Source organism: Candidatus Methanarcanum hacksteinii, from assembly GCF_964305265.1.
GTDB classification, from domain to species: domain Archaea; phylum Thermoplasmatota; class Thermoplasmata; order Methanomassiliicoccales; family Methanomethylophilaceae; genus Methanarcanum; species Methanarcanum hacksteinii.
Window position 1 is genome coordinate 142667 of record NZ_CAYATA010000002.1, and the last position, 20150, is coordinate 162816.

11 protein-coding genes and 1 tRNA gene are annotated in these 20150 nt (G+C 45.8%); 3 read left to right on the top strand and 9 right to left on the bottom strand.

What is annotated here, in order from left to right; translation table 11 throughout:
- Positions 1-200 precede the first annotated feature (200 nt).
- The 3 genes from ACI2NF_RS01580 to ACI2NF_RS01590 all read left to right on the top strand — a co-directional run bounded on the left by ACI2NF_RS01580 (position 201) and on the right by ACI2NF_RS01590 (position 7342).
- A complete protein-coding gene (locus ACI2NF_RS01580) occupies positions 201-2378 on the top strand; it encodes a glutamine synthetase III family protein (RefSeq protein ID WP_177971648.1) in 2178 nt (725 codons plus the stop codon).
- 11 nt (positions 2379-2389) lie between these two features.
- Positions 2390-6811 carry a glutamate synthase large subunit gene (gltB, locus tag ACI2NF_RS01585; protein WP_400210981.1) on the top strand — a complete coding sequence of 1474 codons (4422 nt, stop codon included), beginning with the start codon at positions 2390-2392 and terminating at the stop codon, positions 6809-6811.
- Positions 6812-7057: 246 nt separating this feature from the next.
- The gene (locus ACI2NF_RS01590) at positions 7058-7342 is read left to right on the top strand and encodes a hypothetical protein (protein ID WP_177971646.1); all 285 of its coding nucleotides are present in this window, start codon (positions 7058-7060) and stop codon (positions 7340-7342) included.
- A 310-nt stretch (positions 7343-7652) separates the two neighbouring features.
- Here ACI2NF_RS01590 and ACI2NF_RS01595 read toward each other — a convergent pair whose 3' ends face one another.
- From ACI2NF_RS01595 to ACI2NF_RS01635, 9 genes are all read right to left on the bottom strand, one after another.
- Complete coding sequence (locus ACI2NF_RS01595) at positions 7653-10613, bottom strand: Ig-like domain-containing protein (protein ID WP_400210982.1); 2961 nt, start codon at positions 10611-10613, stop codon at positions 7653-7655.
- 11 nt (positions 10614-10624) lie between these two features.
- Positions 10625-14701, bottom strand: a complete 4077-nt coding sequence (locus ACI2NF_RS01600; protein ID WP_400210983.1) for an InlB B-repeat-containing protein — start codon at positions 14699-14701, stop codon at positions 10625-10627.
- A gap of 263 nt (positions 14702-14964) precedes the next feature.
- Positions 14965-15945, bottom strand: a complete 981-nt coding sequence (locus ACI2NF_RS01605) for a hypothetical protein (protein ID WP_400210984.1) — start codon at positions 15943-15945, stop codon at positions 14965-14967.
- 701 nt (positions 15946-16646) lie between these two features.
- Positions 16647-17228 carry a DUF4443 domain-containing protein gene (locus tag ACI2NF_RS01610; protein WP_400148364.1) on the bottom strand — a complete coding sequence of 194 codons (582 nt, stop codon included), beginning with the start codon at positions 17226-17228 and terminating at the stop codon, positions 16647-16649.
- Positions 17219-17926 carry a hypothetical protein gene (locus ACI2NF_RS01615; RefSeq protein WP_400210985.1) on the bottom strand — a complete coding sequence of 236 codons (708 nt, stop codon included), beginning with the start codon at positions 17924-17926 and terminating at the stop codon, positions 17219-17221. The genes ACI2NF_RS01610 and ACI2NF_RS01615 overlap by 10 nt, the downstream gene beginning before the upstream one ends.
- A gap of 129 nt (positions 17927-18055) precedes the next feature.
- Positions 18056-19123, bottom strand: a complete 1068-nt coding sequence (locus ACI2NF_RS01620) for a hypothetical protein (protein ID WP_400210986.1) — start codon at positions 19121-19123, stop codon at positions 18056-18058.
- Positions 19124-19419: 296 nt separating this feature from the next.
- Positions 19420-19495: transfer RNA gene (locus ACI2NF_RS01625), tRNA-Pro, on the bottom strand.
- Between the two features lie 53 nt (positions 19496-19548).
- Positions 19549-19740, bottom strand: coding sequence for a DNA-directed RNA polymerase subunit N (locus ACI2NF_RS01630; RefSeq protein ID WP_177971637.1), 192 nt, complete (start codon positions 19738-19740; stop codon positions 19549-19551).
- Between the two features lie 9 nt (positions 19741-19749).
- A complete protein-coding gene (locus ACI2NF_RS01635; protein ID WP_177971636.1) occupies positions 19750-20148 on the bottom strand; it encodes a 30S ribosomal protein S9 in 399 nt (132 codons plus the stop codon).
- Positions 20149-20150: the final 2 nt, after the last annotated feature.

Here is a 20150-nt window from a genome sequence, read left to right on the forward strand (position 1 = left end):
TGGCAGTGCAGAATGATATGCATAAAGGATACGCGATTCGACAAAACGACAGCCCTTGCCTGAACTGACAGACCAGACATCAGCTATCATCTAATTATAATCCGATTATTTAGACAAATGTCTAATTCAATTGAAAAAATCCGAACATACAATCGTCAAATGAGAAATCTTTATATGCTACACATATATACGAACGAATCATGACAAACGGCAGACTTGATGCAGTCGAGATTGCATGTAGGAAAGAGCCTTTGGTCGTTGAACCTCCGTCCAAAGCGACATCGGACTATTTCGGTTGTAAAGTGTTCAACAGATCTGCGATGAGGAAGTACCTCTCATCCGATACCAGGAGGATGGTCTACGAGTCGATCGAACAGGGTGTCACACTCGACAAGTCGGTCGCCGAATATGTCGCAGCTGGTATGAAACAGTGGGCTATGGAGATGGGTGCCACCCATTACACGCACTGGTTCCAACCATTGACTGGCGGAACGGCTGAGAAACATGATTCCTTCGCGGAACCCTATGGACACGACGGATCATTGGAATCATTCAGCGGAAAGCTCCTCTGTCAACAGGAGCCGGATGCATCCTCGTTCCCGAACGGAGGGCTCAGGAACACGTTCGAGGCCAGAGGATACACGGCATGGGACCCGTCCTCACCGGCATTCATACTGGATGATTGTCTCTGTATCCCTACAGTATTCATATCATACAACGGGGAGGCATTGGATTACAAGACGCCTCTGCTCAAATCCATATCCGCAGTATCCAAAGCAACGAAGGATGTGCTCAGTTACTTCGGACTTGGGGACGAGATGGTGCAATCATACCTCGGATGGGAACAGGAATACTTCCTCGTGGACAGGGATCTGTTCTCAATGCGCCAGGATCTCATGATGACAGGTCGCACCCTGCAGGGTCACAACAGCTCCAAGAACCAACAGCTGGATGACCACTACTTCGGTGCGATCCCCTCAAGGGTATTCGAATTCATGAAGGAACTGGAGTTCGAGGCATACAAGCTTGGTATCCCGGTCAAGACAAGGCACAACGAGGTCGCACCGAACCAGTTCGAGATTGCACCCGTGTATGAGGAGGCGAACCTCGCAGTGGATCACAACCTCCTGCTGATGTCCTTGATGAAGGATGTAGCGGAGAAGCACGGATTCGAGGTCCTGCTCCATGAGAAACCATACGATGGCGTGAACGGTTCAGGGAAACACTGCAACTGGTCTTTGGGAACGCTCAGCGGCATCGGACTGCTGTCACCTGGAAAGACGACAGAGGAGAACCTCAGGTTCCTCGTGTTCATGAGCAACATCCTGAAAGCGGTGTACGACAACAACGCACTGCTCAAGGCATCGATCATGACTGCTAGCAACGCCCACAGGCTCGGTGCGAACGAAGCACCCCCGGCGATAATATCATCATTCCTCGGGAAGACGGTCAGCGAAGCGTTCACAGAACTGCTCAACAGCAAGGACATGGTGAAGATCAAAGGGAAGAAGATCTACAGCCTCGGCATACCTCAGATCCCTGAGCTCCTGGTGGATAACACGGACAGGAACAGGACATCACCCTTCGCATTCACAGGGAACAGATTCGAGTTCAGAGCAGTGGGATCGTCAGCCAACTGTTCCGCACCGATCACGGTGCTGAACACCATAGTCGCAAGTCAGCTCATCAAATTCAAGAAGAACGTCGACAAGAGGATCGAGAAGGGAGAGGATACGATGACAGCCATACTCAACGAGACCCGTGAGACGTATAAGGCCTGTCAGAAGATATGCTTCGACGGAAACGGATACTCCGAAGAATGGAAGAAGGAGGCGGAGAAGCGCAAACTCGATTGCGAATCCTCCGCACCGATCACATTCGACGCGTTCACATCCAAGAGATCCATCGATGTGTTCAAGGAATCCAACGTCCTCACCGAAGTGGAACTCAAAGCAAGGAACGAGGTCTTCTGGGAGACGTACAGCAAGAAGATCGAGATCGAGGCAAGGACACTCAGGGATATGGCGCTCAACCATCTCCTCCCTGTCGCGGTCAGCTACAAATCGAACCTCTTGGACATCATATGGAAGGCCAAGGAGGTCTATGGCGATGACTACAAGAAATACATCGAATACGAATCATCCCAAGTGGCTGAGATCTCCAAGAAGGTCTGCAACGTCTACGAGTGCTGTGGAAGGATCGATACCGAATGCGACAGACTCATGAAGATCGGAAGCCGTGAACAGGCTGTCGAATTCCACGACAAGGTCATACCGATCATGGAGAAGATCAGGGCAGAGCTCGATACGCTCGAGATGATCATCGATGATCAGATGTGGCCTATGCCGAAATACAGAGAACTCCTCTTCATAAGTTGAAGGAAGATCCGATGAGACCAGGGAATGTGGGCCTCTACGACCCGATGAATGAGAGGGACTCATGCGGTGTCGGCCTTGCGTTGAACATCGACGGCACCAAGAGTCACCGCATAGTCGAATATGGACTCAGGATCCTCGACAATATGGAGCATCGCGGTGCTGAGAATGCCGATGGCAAGACCGGCGACGGCACAGGGATCACGGTGCAGATACCGCACTCGTTCTTCCTGTCCATGGGGATCCATGTCCCCGAGATCGGAAGATACGGCGTCGGGAACATCTTCCTGCCGAAAAAGAGAACCGAACGGGACACCTGCCTCTCCGTCATAAGGGAGGAATGCGAGAGGTATGGTGTCTACACCATACTCTGCAGGGATATGCCTGTGGACCATACGGCCCAGGGGCCCATGGCGAAGAGGAATGAACCATACATCGTGCAGTTGTTCCTCACGAGTTATGACAGTCAGGAGATACTCGAGCGCAAGCTCTATTCCATCAGACAGAGGGCAACGAACAGGATCGTATCCTCTGAGATGAAGGACAAAGATGATTTCTACATCTGCAGCCTCTCCACGCGTACGATCACGTACAAGGGTATGCTCACTCCGAAACAGATAGGTCAGTATTACTTAGATCTCTCCGACCCTGAGTTCGAGAGTGCGATCGCGATGGTGCATTCAAGATTCAGTACGAACACATTCCCGATGTGGAAGCTGGCACAGCCGTTCAGGATGCTATGTCACAACGGAGAGATCAATACCATAAAGGCCAACAGGTCGTGGATGGGTGCTAGAGAGAGCGTACTTGGGACGGACCTCCTCCCTGACCTCCCGGAGCTGTTCCCTCTGATACAACCCGGGATGAGCGATAGCGCATCATTGGACAATGTCTTCGAATTCCTGACGATGGCAGGCAAGAGCATGCCCAATGCCTTGTCCATGCTGATACCGGAATCATGGAACAACAAGAATCCGATACCGGATTCGCTCAAAGCATACTATGAGTACAACTCGATCCTCATGGAACCATGGGACGGCCCTGCTGCGATATTGTTCACGGACGGCAGATACGCAGGCGGTATGCTCGATAGGAACGGACTACGTCCTGCGAGATATGTTATCACGGATGATGGCATGTTCATATTGGCCTCCGAGACGGGAGTGATCCAATTCCCTGAATCCGAGGTCAAGGAATCAGGACGTCTGAAACCTGGAAAGATGATCATGATCGATACCACAGAGGGAAGGATACTCCGTGACGAGGAGATCAAATCATCACTCTCATCCGCATACCCGTACAGGGATTGGCTTGACAGGAACCGTCTGAACATCGATGAGGTATCATCCGGAAGGGTGGTCGGACGCGATGTGGATGATCTTGACAGCAAACTCTCTGAATTCGGATACACACAGGAGGACATCGACAAGGTGATGATGCCGATGATGCTCCAATCCAAGGAACCCATCGGCTCTGCAGGATATGACACTGCATTGCCCATAATGTCCGATTCGCATCAGAGATTGTTCAATTACTTCCGTCAATCGTTCGCACAGGTCACGAATCCACCTATCGATCCGATAAGGGAGGAATTGGTCATGTCGCTGACCGGATACATAGGATCGATCCATCACAACATGCTGATGCCTTCGCCTGCGAACTGTAAGATCGTCAAGGTGAAACATCCGATCATAACCAATAGGGAATTGGACCTGCTCATGAATCTCAAGTACAGAGGATTCAGAACAGTGGTCATCCCCATGGTCTTCACCAAGGATGAGGGATTGGAAAAAGCGCTGGAACGCATTTGCGAGATGGCCGATGAAGCTGTCAAATCCGGCGGTTCGTACATAGTGCTATCGGACAGATGTTCCGATGATATTCATATCCCCATACCATCCGTACTTGCGGTATCGGCAGTACACCAACACCTCATCGATGAGAAACTGAGGTTGCAGACAGACATAATAGTGGAATCCGGAGAACCCAGGGAGGTCATGCATTTCGCACTCCTGTTCGGATACGGTGCCAACGTCATCAACCCGTACATGGCCTATGCCATAATCGAGAGGACTGTATCCAACAATCAAGATATGAGGGTCGATGTGGATACTGCGGAGCACAACTACATCTCATCCATCGAGAAAGGGATTATGAAGATAATGTCCAAGATGGGCATAGCGACCTTACGCTCATACAGAGGTTGTATGCTATTCGAAGCGTTAGGAATATCATCCGACGTCTGTAACAGATACCTTGGTGGCACGGTATCCAATATCGATGGATTGACCATCAAGGATATCGAGAACGAGGCGATCGCATCGCACGATGATGCGATGAAGGGTATCGGCACACTTCCCGATCAAGGATTCTACGCATATCGCAAGGGAGGGGAGGGACACTCATGGGTACCATCTACGGTAAGGTCCCTTCGCGAGGCCGCATCCAACAATGACATGGGCGCATACGGCAGATTCGCCGATGCCGTCGATTCCGATCACATATTCATACGCAACATGATGGACTTCAGACCGTCCAAACCCATACCTTTGAATGAGGTGGAATCCACAGAGAGCATAATGAGACGTTTCGTGGCAGAAGGCATATCGTTCGGCGCCATAAGCAAAGAGGCACACGAGACCATCGCCGAAGCCATGAACTCCATCGGTGCGCAGAGCAACACTGGAGAGGGAGGAGAGGATCCGAAGAGGTTCGAACCCATCGACGGAAAGGATCTGTCATCCAAGGTCAAGCAGATCGCTTCCGGAAGATTCGGTGTGACCGCAGAGTATCTCGTCAATGCGGAAGAGATACAGATAAAGGTAGCACAGGGAGCCAAACCGGGAGAAGGAGGGCAATTGCTCGCACATAAGGTGGATGCTGTCATCGCAGCCACAAGGCATTGCATACCAGGGATCACATTGATCTCTCCTCCTCCGCACCATGATATCTATTCCATAGAGGATCTCAAACAATTGATCTATGACCTCAAATGCATCAATCCTGCTGCAAGGATCAGTGTGAAACTCGTCGCAGAAGCAGGCGTAGGTACCGTTGCCGCAGGCGTGGTTAAGGCAGGAGCGGATGTCATCCTCATCTCAGGCGCGGATGGAGGCACTGGAGCAAGCCCGATATCATCTATGAGGTATGCAGGGATGCCATGGGAGCTTGGTCTCGCCGAGGTACAACAGACCCTGATATTGAACGGCCTCAGGAAGAAGGTGAGACTTCAAGTTGACGGTCAATTGAAGACAGGCAAGGATATAGTCGTTGCAGCACTCCTCGGTGCCGAGGAATACGGTTTCGCAACATCGCTCATGGTCTCCATCGGATGCATAATGTGCCGCAGATGTCAGACCAACACCTGCCCCGTAGGGATTGCTACGCAGGATCCAGAGAACAGGATGAAATTCAAAGGATGTGCGGATGACATACGCAACTACCTCCGTATGGTGGCTGAGGATGTCAGAAGGAATCTCGCTTCCCTTGGATTCAAGAGTATCGATGATGCGGTAGGCCATTCGGACAGATTGGTGCGCAGACCGGCCAAAGGCTTGAAATGCGACAGGATGGACCTCACGAAGATGCTGACAAGGGTGGATGGCGTACAATCCTGTACCGAGGGACAGAATGACATCGTGAAGGATGTGTTGGATAAGAGGATCATCGCCGATGCCATGCATTCGGTACAATCTGGAAGGAAGGTGAACCTCACATACAGTCTGATCAATGTCGACAGATCCGTCGGTACAATGCTCACGGGCGCACTGATAAGGAATGGCATCAAGTTAGAAGATGATACCATCAACGTCACATTCACAGGCACTGCAGGACAGAGTTTCGGTGCATTCCTATGCAAAGGCATATCGTTCGACCTTGCCGGACAGGCGAATGATTTCGTTGGTAAAGGGCTGTCAGGAGGCCGTATCGCGATATTCCACAAGGAACGCTATCCGAAGGAGAATGTTATCGCAGGCAACACGATCCTGTACGGTGCCACATCCGGCGAACTCTATATCGCTGGTGCCGTCGGAGAGAGGTTCTGCGTGAGGAACAGTGGAGCGATAGCTGTAGCCGAAGGTGCTGGGGACCATTGTTGCGAATACATGACGGGAGGACGTACCGTGATCATCGGTGATGTTGGAAGGAACTTCGCCGCAGGAATGTCTGCTGGTATCGCATATGTCCTCAATGACTCCGATGATTTCGACCGTCATTGCAACATGGACATGGTAGAGCTATCTCTGGTTGAATCCCCGCAGGACATCGATGAACTCAAAGGGATACTGGAGAAACACCTCAGATACACTGGAAGCAAGAAGGCCAAAGATCTCCTGGATGATTGGGAACATAACGTAAAGAGATTCCTGAAGGTCATGCCGATCGGGTACAAACATGTCCTTGAGCAGAAGAACAGTGTCCCGCGATTGGGTTGAAAGATGTATTCCAACCATGCTAAGACCAAAATTCTTGAATCCTGAGCTATAGGCAAAGCCACTTCGTAACGCTCAGAAACGTGTGACTTCAGAGAAACGAAACACCTCTGAGGTTGGAGAGAAATCATTGATTATGGGCCGCATACATATACGCGCGATAGCATACCATTGAACAAAAGAGAGTGTTTGTTTTGCATACGAGAACTCAACTCCGCGCAAAACTACAACAAAAGGAGGAATGCATTCATGACCAGCAAAACTAGCATGGAAAGACAGGTCAAGTCAATGGTTTGGATGAGTGAACATTCAGACCATGATGTATTGAAAGCTGAAAGGCACATCCTTGAAACCTACAAAGAAGGTGGCATTCTTTCTAACGAGGAATTCGAGGATTATCATCAGATCATATACTCTCTGAAAGATAGCGGTTACTTACGCTGTGGACTCACATCTCAATTCCAAGTTATTCATAATACTACTGAAGCTGGAAATGACTACTTGATCCGTCTTCAAAAACGTCTTGGGAAATGAGAAGAAACTCATCTTAAGATGGAATGATCTCTGGATTAATTCGACATATCCATGAGACGTATAGAGGTAAAGAGATCCACCTCACGATGTCTCCTTCTCCCTGCCTATGAAGTCCATGATAAGAAGAACGATTCCGACTAGATAATATGTGGTTTAACTGAAACGTAATTAAGTTAATCGTAATTCAGTTAAGTTCTGAATGTTCGTAGGAATCGACGACTATGTTTGTCGTATTGAAATAGATTGAATGAAAAAAAAAGATAAGGCGGTCCGCCCCATGACGAAACGGACCTGTTTGTGTTGGTTGTTCTTAACGCCTCCTGAGCATGAATGTTGCTATCGCAGCAATGATGATCACTGCTGCTATCGCGATCCCTGCGTACAACAGGATGTTGCCATCCGATGACTCCGGAGCCTCATCGATGACAGCATATATCGAACAGTGTGTGGTCTTGACGGCCATCTCATTGTTCTTCATGTTGTATTTTCCATCGACCTTCTCCATCGTACCATCATCATGCACATAGTACGCCACAGGCACCATTCCGGGTGCTGTAACGTGCTTGATGCTGATGGTTATCTCTCCATTGAGCTTGTCACCGATGCTCTTGTCACCTGACATGACCTTGACCTTGACGACAGTGGCATCACTGTTTATAGCAGCCTTCTGTTCATCCGTAAGGATATCCTCGATGGCTTTAGCGACCGATATCGCGATGTTATCGTATTCGGAGATGTTGGACATCACGCCCTTACTGACCTCCATGCTTCCGGCCGTACCGGAAACGAGGATGGCAGAATCGGCATCCGCTATCTTCTTGACGATATCTGATGACAACTTGACATTCGCATCGGACGATTCTGATCCGACTTGGATGACTTTGGTCGCATCCTTGACGGATTCATTCTCGTTGACGATCTTCTTGGAATACATCTCCTGCATCTTCAGAGCGACATCAAGGGATTCATGAGAGATTACTATCTGTCCGTTCTCCTCTGAGGTCTTGACCTCGGTGACGACTGACGCGGACTGAGAACCTTCCTGATACTCTGCCTTGACAGTGGCGTTTCCGCCCTTATCATTGGCAGTTATGGTGACTCCCTTAGTGCCTGTACCTGAAGAACCGGTGGTGTCTATCACGCTGACCTCGATGTGAGTCTCGGATTTCACACCCCCATTGGGATCTTTGATAGTGACTGTCTCAAGGGATGATTCAGTCTTTATTCCGCCCTCATTCGTCTGAGAATTGGATGTGGATTTGATCTCCTCGACCGTTCCATCATTCTGAGGAGTGGTGGTGATCACAGTTGTAGTGGTCTTTCCGTCCTCTTCGGTCTTGGTAAGCGTTTGGACGTTCGTTGTCGTACCATCGGCATTCTGAATGGAATCTTTCTCGACCGTTACAGTTGGATCCGTGGGGTCAAGGTGATCGTTCGGAGCGTCAGGAATACTAGGTTCGATAGGCTCAGGCCCTGGAGGATCGTCTGGATCAGTTGGTTCTGTTGAACCTCCAGAAACAATCTGCCATTGAATCACCTTGTCTCCAAATGCTGAATCGTCATCAGCGACCCTCAGATCTGCCCATGCATATCCAGGTTTCAATGATAGTACGGCCCGATATTCCCCTATGTCCTTTCCTGTACCTCCTGATTTCACAGTGTACATCGATGTATCTGGAATACCAACCTGTTCCTTTCCATTATATGTCAATGAAACTTCAGGAACTGTAGCAGGCATTATCACAGGGGCATCATTATCAGAATCAGGGGCGCCTGTCATACCATAGATTATTTCGAAATGACCGCCCTCCTTGTAGTAACCCAAGGTCAGATTATTGTACACGCCGTTATGATATTGGATCCAATATCTCCACGTTCCGTTTGAATACTGATAGTCACCTAATCCAAATATGTTATCCACCCAGTGATAAACAGTGCCAACATCTCCACCACCAGCACCGCTGAAGAAAATACAGGGGATCTTGCTATCATTTAATGCCTTTTCCAATGCAGTTCCCGCATCTGTAGACACTGCACTGATTACCACACCATCCTTCAAAGAGGCGGCATCGAATCCAGAATCCCCTGTAATCGCATCTTCAGCACAGAAATCCATACGTATCAAGAATGTATACTCATAGGTATCTGTAGACGGGGGCCTCTCTGATATCTTTATCTCACAAGACGCTTCATAGAGGTTATCATAGATAGCAGTGATTACAGCCATTCCAGGATATTTTGCGGATACGTTTGCGACCTTGCCGTCATGATCCAACGATATTTTCCCTTGTCCTGAAGAGATCCTCCAGACATATTTGGATTTATCAGATTCATCGTATCCACTTGGTACAGTGATCGAGATATCGGATGAATCTCCAACATACAGGGAGATCTCAGCACTGCTTATCAACAGTTGTGCATACCCTACGGAAACTTCACACGTATCTTCAAATTCGCCAGCTTTTACCTTGATCGTTGCTTTACCGCAAGCCTTTGGAATCAGTAATCCATTTTGACTTACTTCGACGATCAAGTTATTACTTGTACTCCAAATGACACTATCTGTTGCATTCGATGGCGATACCGTGGCTACTAATGATGTACTATTTGTAGCAGTGATATCGACCTTATGCCTATCCAAACTTATGCCCGTAGCATGAATGATTGTTCCGGATACAGTAAATGTCTTTTTAGCGACATTTGAAGACGACGTGAAGGCAGTCACCTCATAATCTCCGGCAACCAGAACACCAACATTCATCTCTCCGCTGAAAAGCTCATCCTCCGTAATGAACGAGTAGTATGGAGTGGGATCGCCAGTAGGAGATTTTATAGAGATCTCTACAGACCTTTCAGTTGATACTCCACTCACAGTAACGATCCCTTTTTCAGAATCATAATTGACTGACGATATGTACAGGCTCGGTACAATGAACGATTTTTCTGCCTTTGTTGTAGCTGATGTGAATACAGTTACCTTAGCAACACCTGGTTTCAAATCTCCGACTCTCATTTGACCTGAAAAATGCCCGTTATCAGGAAAGAACGAGAAATATTGAGAGATATAGTTCTCAGCTACCACACAAGCTTCAATGGATGACGACAAGGCTGTTCCTTCGATGGTAAGGGTTCCGAGGGAGGGATCGTAATCCACTTTATCAATCGAAAGCGAACTACTTCCGCCCCCTTCGGATTCCTGGATGATTCCGCAGAATGCAATGGTGGCTAACGCTATCATGGCAACTATCAAAGTCATCCTTGTTCTTTCCATGTAAATTCACCTCAGGAACCCGATTTCTTATATTCGTAGGAACCGAAGTTATCGAATGGTTGGCCACTAACTGGTATCCCGTCAAGCATCTTTACAGTGATTGTGAGTAGTCTGTCTTTACTCACAACAACCTGTTCTGATGCAGAACCATCCGATGCCAAATCCACTTTTGAATATACGTTGACAGATATTCCGCCTTCGTACATGGCAATCACGAGGAGACGTGCGTTGGAGATGTTGATATCGCCTGATGAACGAGTGATGTCCAGATCAATCACCATATTGGCTCCGGAGATGCTCTCCGTACCAGTCAAAGTGTATTTGACTCCACCAGATGAGATAGGCGATTTTGTGTATGTTGCCTTATAGGTCACATTACCAGTAACATCAGCAATCTCAGGATTCCATCCACTGAATGTGTATGTATACTGAGTGTCTGCCTTTTTTGTCGGATTCTCTGGCATTACAATACTGGATGCAAAGGTACCTGCAACGTATTGCGTGGTCTTCAACACAGTTCCATCATCGTTGACAAATGTTACAGTATACTTGATAGGCTGATTACCAGTCAAAATAACATCCTGATTTGGCATCACGAATGAATAACTCACATTACCTGGGCCGTGAGATATTATATTCAAATCTTCTGGATTCGACTTGATTGTCAAAACCTCTGTTGTATCAGTAAAGATTCTTACTACCATCCCATTGTATGAAGCATATGGCGATTCGATTTTGACATTTCCAAAATTGACATCGACTCTATTACCAATCGCATAATCCAAGGTTACTGCAACATCAGTTCCTGCCAATGACAAAGAAGTAGTATTATCTGGAAGTGAATCTTTCGATTTTGTGATAAGCCAGGTATTTCCGTGCTCCTGAGATAACAAATCTTTATTATCGATAGGTTTCCACACGCCATAATCTAAAACAAACAATGAATAACTACTATCAAATTCACCATCTGCAGATATTTTTACCCCGTTTAAAATGCCATTGGTCACAAAACCATATCCCGACGACGATAATGCGGATGCAGGGTCCGCCCCTTTGCTCTCTACGAGTATCTTGTTGCTACCATCGTCGATCACATAAAGATATGTGTTGTTCTTGACTGAAACATATCCATACAATTTTCCTGTGTCATCATAGTAGATTAGATTACCGCTCTGTGAAACTCTTATTCCTTGTGAACAATATGTGTGAAGATCATTCATCACAGAATCTGTGAAAACATTGGTTTCTGAATCATACTTGATGATGTGGATTTTTCCATCATCATATGTTGCATAATAGATGTAATATTCATTGGCTGTACCACATTTATTCACAACTATCGAACCATGGGATTTTACACTTTTAATTGAATTAAGTGCCTCAGGTATTGCATCATCTGCAGCACCAGTGATGGCATCTTTTTTATACACATACACATCTGCGCCGACCTTCACAAATGCTAGACCATCTACAAACACCATGCCTGATGTGACTTCGCTACTTCCTTTCAAAAACAATGTTTTCACTGTTTTGAGATCCTTTGATAATACAGCCACTTTGCCTTGGCCCAAGCCTGAACCAGATAATAATGGAACACCATAACTGGTAACGTAAATCAACTCACCATCAGTAGTAATCCACCCGTTATCGAGAAGAAGGCCCTTTAATCCACCTATCTCACAAGATTCTATCTTCGAATCACCAGTATATGATGCAACACTGATCCATATCTTATTCTTCCCATCATCATACTTCTCTCCTGACAACCAATAAACACTACCGTCGAGAATTAAGGGCAAAGATGGGCCACCTTGATTGATGTACAGCCCGTGATCAATATCCTTCGTCCATACCGGTTTAAGATAACCTCTCTCAATACTCTTTACGTAAGGATTGTACAATGAAATCTTAGCTGAACTGTTGGTTACATCATCTTTTGGACTGAATGAATAAGCAATCTTATTCGCATCATCGAATACAACCTTCCCTGATACTTTGAATCCAGCAGACTTTAAATCCATATCATATACATTTTCTGTCACATAATCAACGATGTATCCATTACCAAGGTACCCCAAGTTATGGAAGAATGCATATGTCAACCCAGACTCTGCAGTGGCAACAACATTTCCATTATTTGTATCGATCTTGAACAGTGAAGCTCCCATACGCACATATGCATAATCTCCAAGAATCAATGGCTCACTTGATCCGCCAGCCCACATATTCTGATTGTTAGATGTCTGTCCAGTTCCTATGGCCCACTTCTGTACCAAATCAGCGACGTTTGAAGGTGTGTTAACAGAAACTATGTGCGTAGGAGCATGGGATTCGGAAATATAAATGGCATCCAAATCCACAACAACATCCGAATTGATTGATGAGATTGTCAACTCTCTGTAATTATTTGACAAAGATATGTTTCCATATACACCAGGAGCTTCAATATCCACCACATCAGAATTACCGCTGGCAATGGACCACTGCCTTATCTCAATCTTTTCAAAATCAGGCAATGATAATTTGATAGAACCATTGGGTTTAATCATCCCATATTCATTCAAATCATCGTTGCCAACACCCGAAACAGACACTATTGATGATAATGAAGAAATGGTCAGGAGATACCCATCGGCCCACTTAGCGACTAAAGTAAGGTCAGACCTAACTGGGGCACCAAAATCGTAATCCGAATCGCCCAATTGCCAACCGTTGAACACCACGCCATCTTTAGACGGTGTTCCCTCTATGTTAAATGTTGCACCATCCTCGACGATAACTGTTTTAAAAACAGTATTATCATCCAACATGCACATAACATTCCAATCAGTCAATTTTACTTGTATGATTGTAGACTTCGATACCTTACTAATGTCAAAAACGCCATCATTCTCCCTTGATATGTTATTTTCATACTGAACCTGGAGATTGATGCTACTATCTTTCTTAACGACTGTTAAAGATATCTTGGTTCCATCCTTTTGGATTCTTGTTTCAGTTGTATCTAGTTTGTCCTTTACTTTGTCATCAAAGATGACATAAGCATCCAAATTATCCCCAATATTTTTCGCATAGTCCACTATAAAGTTATCCATATCCTTCAGATAGTATCCAGCCAAATATGTGGGCATCTCGTCAAATATTCCAGCAGAAACTGACTGATAGAACTTGTTACTTCCTGCACCATGACCATTTAGAAGACTGCTCAAATGAGTTTCAGAATATATCCTTCCGTTCGTTAACTTAGTAATCACTTCATTGCCATCATTATCCACATTATTCAAATCATCCACAAACTTACTATTCGCACCTATATAGATGTCCAAATTACGAGTAGTATTACTGAATGCATCTTTCATGAAAATTGTATTATCAGGGAAACGTATCTCATTGACATCCTCCCCCGAATAACTTGCAGAAATAACACCAGATCCGATTGATAAACTTTGTTCTGCTGTACGTTCTTTGAAATCCAAAGAAGTTTTATTCATTTTCAAAGTATTACTACCAGAAATTGTCTTAATGGTAGCTGGTATTGTAAGTTTCAAAACGGTGCTACTCGTAGATGGGTTATCGCTATTTGAATTAACAGTAGTCCCTTCATTTTTACCAAAAAATCTAACCCCATATTCTTTATAAATGGTATTTCCGCCCTCATCCACGGTTGTTTCACTCCATCTATATCCAAGTAAACTACGAAGAGTTTCCTCTCCGCCGTTTTTTACACACTTACCTTCAACATTAGTGACTGGAATCCTCCCATCGGCCTGAGTGTTGTCGTACTTAGCCTCATATCCTTTTTCTGATTTAATCAGATATGAAGCAATAGTAAAGGTAGCACTATTATTATCTCCACTGAGTCTCCAAATTCCTACAAAAGTTGCATAAGTTGGATTGTCTTCACTATCCAATAAATAATACCCTATGCCATACACTTCGTTCCCTGCTTTAACATAATTATCAGCTGGAGAATAACCATTTATAGTCACAGAACCCGCGTTGGCGTCAGCATCAGATAAAAAAATCATTATGCAACCAAAGATCAAGATTGCAGATACTAATGCCAAACCTATCAATTTCTTATTCATTTTCCCACCATCCGTCTAATTCACTACAGGCCATGATAAGGTGAAACAGTAACAACGACTGCTGATAATGGATGTTAATCCATCCGTCTTGCAATCGCTAGCCATCTCGCCAGAAATTAAATGATTGATTGATCATCTTTTTCCAAACTTTAACCATAAGTGAAAAAGGTTTTAACCAGGCTTCTCACGCTGATTGCTATCAAACCTAGTTTGTTTTCATGTGATGGTGGCCTGCCTGCAATATGCAGGCAAGGCCGTTTCACTCAGGGGTATACTGAGTGCACGAACTGATAGCACAATTCACTGCATTCGTATTGGCTTCCAAGTCCAGACAAAGGAGTCAAAAATCCACCTGTGAACAGTGAATAATTTGAACCATCCTGGGCAATTGATGAACCGATATAGATCGACCAGTAGTCCCAAATCGACTGAGTTTCAGTTGATGTGTTTGCCTCTTTGACACCCATCATCGATGAAACATATCCATAACTACTGACATTGATTCCCCCATTGCTAGTGTTGTACATGGAATTGTTCCCGTATGCACTTGAAATAGCATTCTGAAGGGCCAGATAACAGTTGGATCCGTATCCATAATATGTCCCCTGATGTACTACTGCATAATTCCAATCCGCTTCGGACACACTAGTTGGGCGAGCGGTAACGTTTGCAATAGAAATATGGAATGTTACCTTAAATGCATTAGTCGTCGTCACATCATATATACTAGCGAGATTGTTTCCGCTAGGAAGTGCTATTCCAATTGCCTGAGCTGTTGTGATCACTCCATCATAAATGATTATGTTTGCTGTCCTAAGATTGGCATCATAGTCACTATATGCCTGATAAAATCCCAATGCTGTTGTAGGGCCAGGAATCCATGATTCCGTTACTTTCGAATACATAAATACAGAATATGTGGAGCCAATCAAGCCATCAATTGATGTAAACTGCCCGTACGATGAGTTGATTGTTGTATAATTATCAACCGTAGCTGTATAATTCTCATTTGCTGTGTACCCAGTTTCCTCATTATCTAAAACTGCCTTCAATGCAATGAATGCATTGTATCCACTTCCCTGATGCGTTGTCCAACTTGTATCTCCTTGCTTAGCAAAGAAGAAATTGTATGTCGCAAGCCCATCCGTTGCACTAGCATCGGACTCCTGTGTCATCTCGAGAATGACGATTCCTGTGGCAACCATCATTAAGGCCACCATTGCTGCAATTACTTTCTTTTGCATGGATAATCACCTTTGATCTCCATTAATGTAAATCGTTTATCATTTGCACACCAACCCTTTCATAAGACCGATTGATATTGCCCTGAACTTTCCTTGCAATCTTGTTACTGACTTTACCTCTCAGAAAATTTCTAAGAGACACTTACCACACCTCCTTTGTTCTGTGTGATCTAGGCCTTCTTGCTTTCTCAAGAAAGTTCGTTTACTATACGCATTTTCATAGCATATAAACCCCTGTTCGAATTCTACCCCCTTTGACGGCCAAAATACAAATTGTCTGATTTCAGACATCCGTATATATAGTATCGTCCCTAGCAAATCAAATTCCATTGATTATAATGGCTTTACGCCGATGCCAGCACCAATATCATAGACTCTCAAATCGATCATGTCAAAATGATATTTCATGCAAAATCGGAATCTGATTCCGAATTTTCATAAACTTCTAACTCCATCCTTTACCCATGATAGAACGGGTCATCTATCCTCAGATACTCCATAGCATATCTCTCCGCCCCATCACATTGATAACAGGTGCACCCCAGATAGGCAAGGCGACTCTCTGTATGAGACTCCATGATGAGAAGGGAATGAACTATGTGTCCCTGCACAACAGAAATAGAAAATTATAGTCGATGTCGCCACATCGGCAGATTGTTCAAGAAACCTCGTGTCCCTAGGATCTCAAGAGCCTAAGGATCTCATCTCATCGCCAATCCGACCGCTGCTGCCATCACCCTAAGCCGATTCGCATCGTTCGAATCCACTAGGATCAATACGTCCTCGTTCTTCATTCCGGCGGCCCTTATCTCCTCGGCGAATCTTGGATCGTTCTTATCGACATCCCAATTCTTCGGGAATATCACTCTGTCATCCCTCATCACGAATGTTGCGGCACCAGTCGCCCCATTCCTTACGGCAAGATCCCTCTGTTCCATCCCGTTGGTCACCTTGTAGGCCACACCTTCGATGATGATCCCCTGCTGATATTTTCCCTCGGCATAATTCACATTGAGAACGTCCGTGTATCTCATCTTGAATTTCTCGAAACTCTGCCTGCCGAATTCCGTGATGAAGACACCGGTCTGTTTTATCTCGACCCATTTCCAATCCTTCAGAACCTTGAGCATCCCTCTGGTGCTTCCTTCTCCGAGTCCGGTATCCTCCATCAATCCCTTCCTGCCGATATGCCCTCTCCTCTGAAGGATGTCCAATACCAGGAACAGATGTGCGTCAGAATATCTTGCTACCGGGCCACAGTTGTTGTCATACATCAGTTCCATGACTTTACTCCCAGCGATTCGCAGAGCTTCATGTACTGAATCACGGAATCCATGACTTCTGATACAGATATACCCATGCTGGATGCGATCTCGGGGACGGATTCGTCACGATCGAATCTGACGATTATATCTGCTTGCTCTGGCGTAAGCCCATGTTTTCTTAAGAGGACTGTTCTGTACAGATCGTCTTCGGTATCCCACATCTCTTTGAGGATTTTCTCATTCAAAGGAATGCTTCTCTTTCTGTGATCGGTCACGTCCTTCAATGATTCCTTACGGATCCTGCCGACCTTATACTCATCCGATTCAAGATCGCCACAGACAGGACATGATATTGGGATCCCATCCTTCACCTTGTCCTCCCAGCGCATCCCGCACTTCTTACAGATGATCGCCAGTGTCTCCTTGTTCCATCTCTTACTCCCACAGGATGGACACTTCGAAGGATTCTTCTTCGTCAGCCAGATATATCCGCATCTTAAACACTTGACCTTCCTGGCTTCTTCGCAATCCCATAGCGTGGATCTGCATAACGGACATATCTTGGGTTTCTCGTCATTTCCCCCAGTGTTCCAAACATATCCGCAGAGCTTGCATTGGTTGATCGGATTATTATCAGTGCTTTCACAACTCTGATTCTGATTTATGATGCGTTCCAAACGCCTCATTCCTATCTGATAATCATTCTCATCGATCAACCCTGCACACCCCTGGTCAATGGATGATACAACCAATTCTGGTTATCACCATATAGATTATCTATCCAAAATGACAGACAATGTATCATTTTCGACTTCCCATTTACTATCTAAGGAATCTATGTAACTTCATGTACCAATGATTCGTGGATCGTGATCGTACAACGACATGGGATTCTCAGTGTACACTGAATCGTTCACAATTATCCCACATTCATTGTATGCGGCCTGTATCCTCGTGAATTCATGCCTGATTTCCTTGAGGGGCCTTCCCAATCTCAGAGATATCGTTTCAAGGCTCATTCCCGTGAAATGCAACGCAAGTATCTCCGATTGCTTCGGATCCAATCTCAAACGCCGCATCAAGTATGGGATGTTCTCTCTGAAATCATCCTTGTGTGACAGCATATCCTCTATGATTGATTCCCAAAATCTTCTGTATCTTTCGGACTTGGCACGGCCTATGGCCGTGTTGAATGAAAGATTCCACTTATCGAGCATCTTTTCCATGTATCTGCATGCCTCTGGGCGCTTCCCTCTCCAGAGATATATACAACCGATACCGTCCTTGAAAAGATAGTTCAGCCTATACTCTTCATTCTTCCATAATTCGATCAACTTCTCGGATGAACCTTCCTTCGACAATATCTCTCCGCATATCGGACAGACATCCTCCTTATCATTCTCCGAGATCCATTCAGCTCCACAGAAACCGCATTCGCATCTTTTACATCCAGGTGATCCGCGACATTCCGGACAGACATTCCTCTTCCTTCCAACGATGAATAATCTACCGCATCTGACGCATTCGGATGTATTCGGCAATTGATTCCATTTCTTTGATCTGCATGAAGGGCATGACGTGACGGAATCGGGTTCCATCCCCTCGTTCAACACCCATTTATGGCCGCATTTGAAGCATTTCAATTTGAATGTGTCCTTATCCCAATTCTTGGATCTACATGAAGGACACATATTCGGATACCCTATCCTGCTCTTCCAGACATAACCGCACTTATGACAAAGGAACTGCGGGACCTTCGGTTCATTCCAATTCCTTGTCTTACAGTTGGGACATCTCACCGGAGGTTCAGAATTCCTGGATGTCCATATGTGACCGCATTGATTGCATGAATGTTCTCTTACGGACGTTCCTTCCGTGATCGCATGACCACATTTCGGACAGATGTCATCCACACATCCTGGTTTCCATTCGGCTCCGCATGACTTGCATGTGTACTTATCAGGAGGGATATCATAACGACGGATGTGACATTTCGGACAGACGTTCGGCCTCGTCTCAGAACGTGATATCCACTGATGGCCGCATTTGAAGCAATAGAGCCTCTTCCCTTTCCAAAGATGCTCAGGTCCCCCCCCCCCTTGTTACCATCATGAATCATCGTTCCCTATAACTATGTACTTAGATTTAACATCCAACCATAATCATTGGTCATATTATCATGAAACAAGAATAAAAACACAACAGATACTGGTGGGCCCGCCCAGATTTGAACTGGAGTTACTTACACCCCAAGCAAGAAGGATACCAAGCTACCCCACGGGCCCATGTGTAAAAGGTTTAAGGTAAAAAGTTTGGATTTAGATGAATCGCAAGCCCTTCATCCAAGAGTAGAGATCTCTTCGATGAGGTTAGCGTGTGAAATGATCATCCTACGGCAACAGTATCTCTCGAGACCGAGGTCGTCGAGGACCTTCTGAGGATCCTCTCCCATTCCAACACGTCTTACATATTCAGGATAGGCCGATCCAACGACCTTACCGCATGTGAAACACCTTACGGGAATGATCATGTTATCAAATCACCTGTATGACTTCTGCTTCTTTGCACGTGCACCAGGACCCATCGGGTTCTTAGGCAGCTTCCTTCTGTCATCGTTGATGATGAGGGATCTGTCGTATGACCTGTATGTCTCCTCGAGCTCGTCGTCCTTGAAGAATTCGCACATACCCCTTGCGATAGCTGTCCTGACAGCTGTTGCCTGGCCCATGACTCCTCCGCCCTGGACTGTAACGGAGATGTCGACCTTTGCCGATTTGTCTCCTGCGAGTCCGAGGGGTTCCTGGATCTTGAGCCTTGCAAGCTCGGGTGTGTACAATGCGATCGGAACCTTGTTGATGGTGACCTTACCGGTACCCTCTTTCACGACTGCCCTTGCAACTGCTGTTTTCCTTTTTCCGCTTGTGTTGACGCAATCCATTG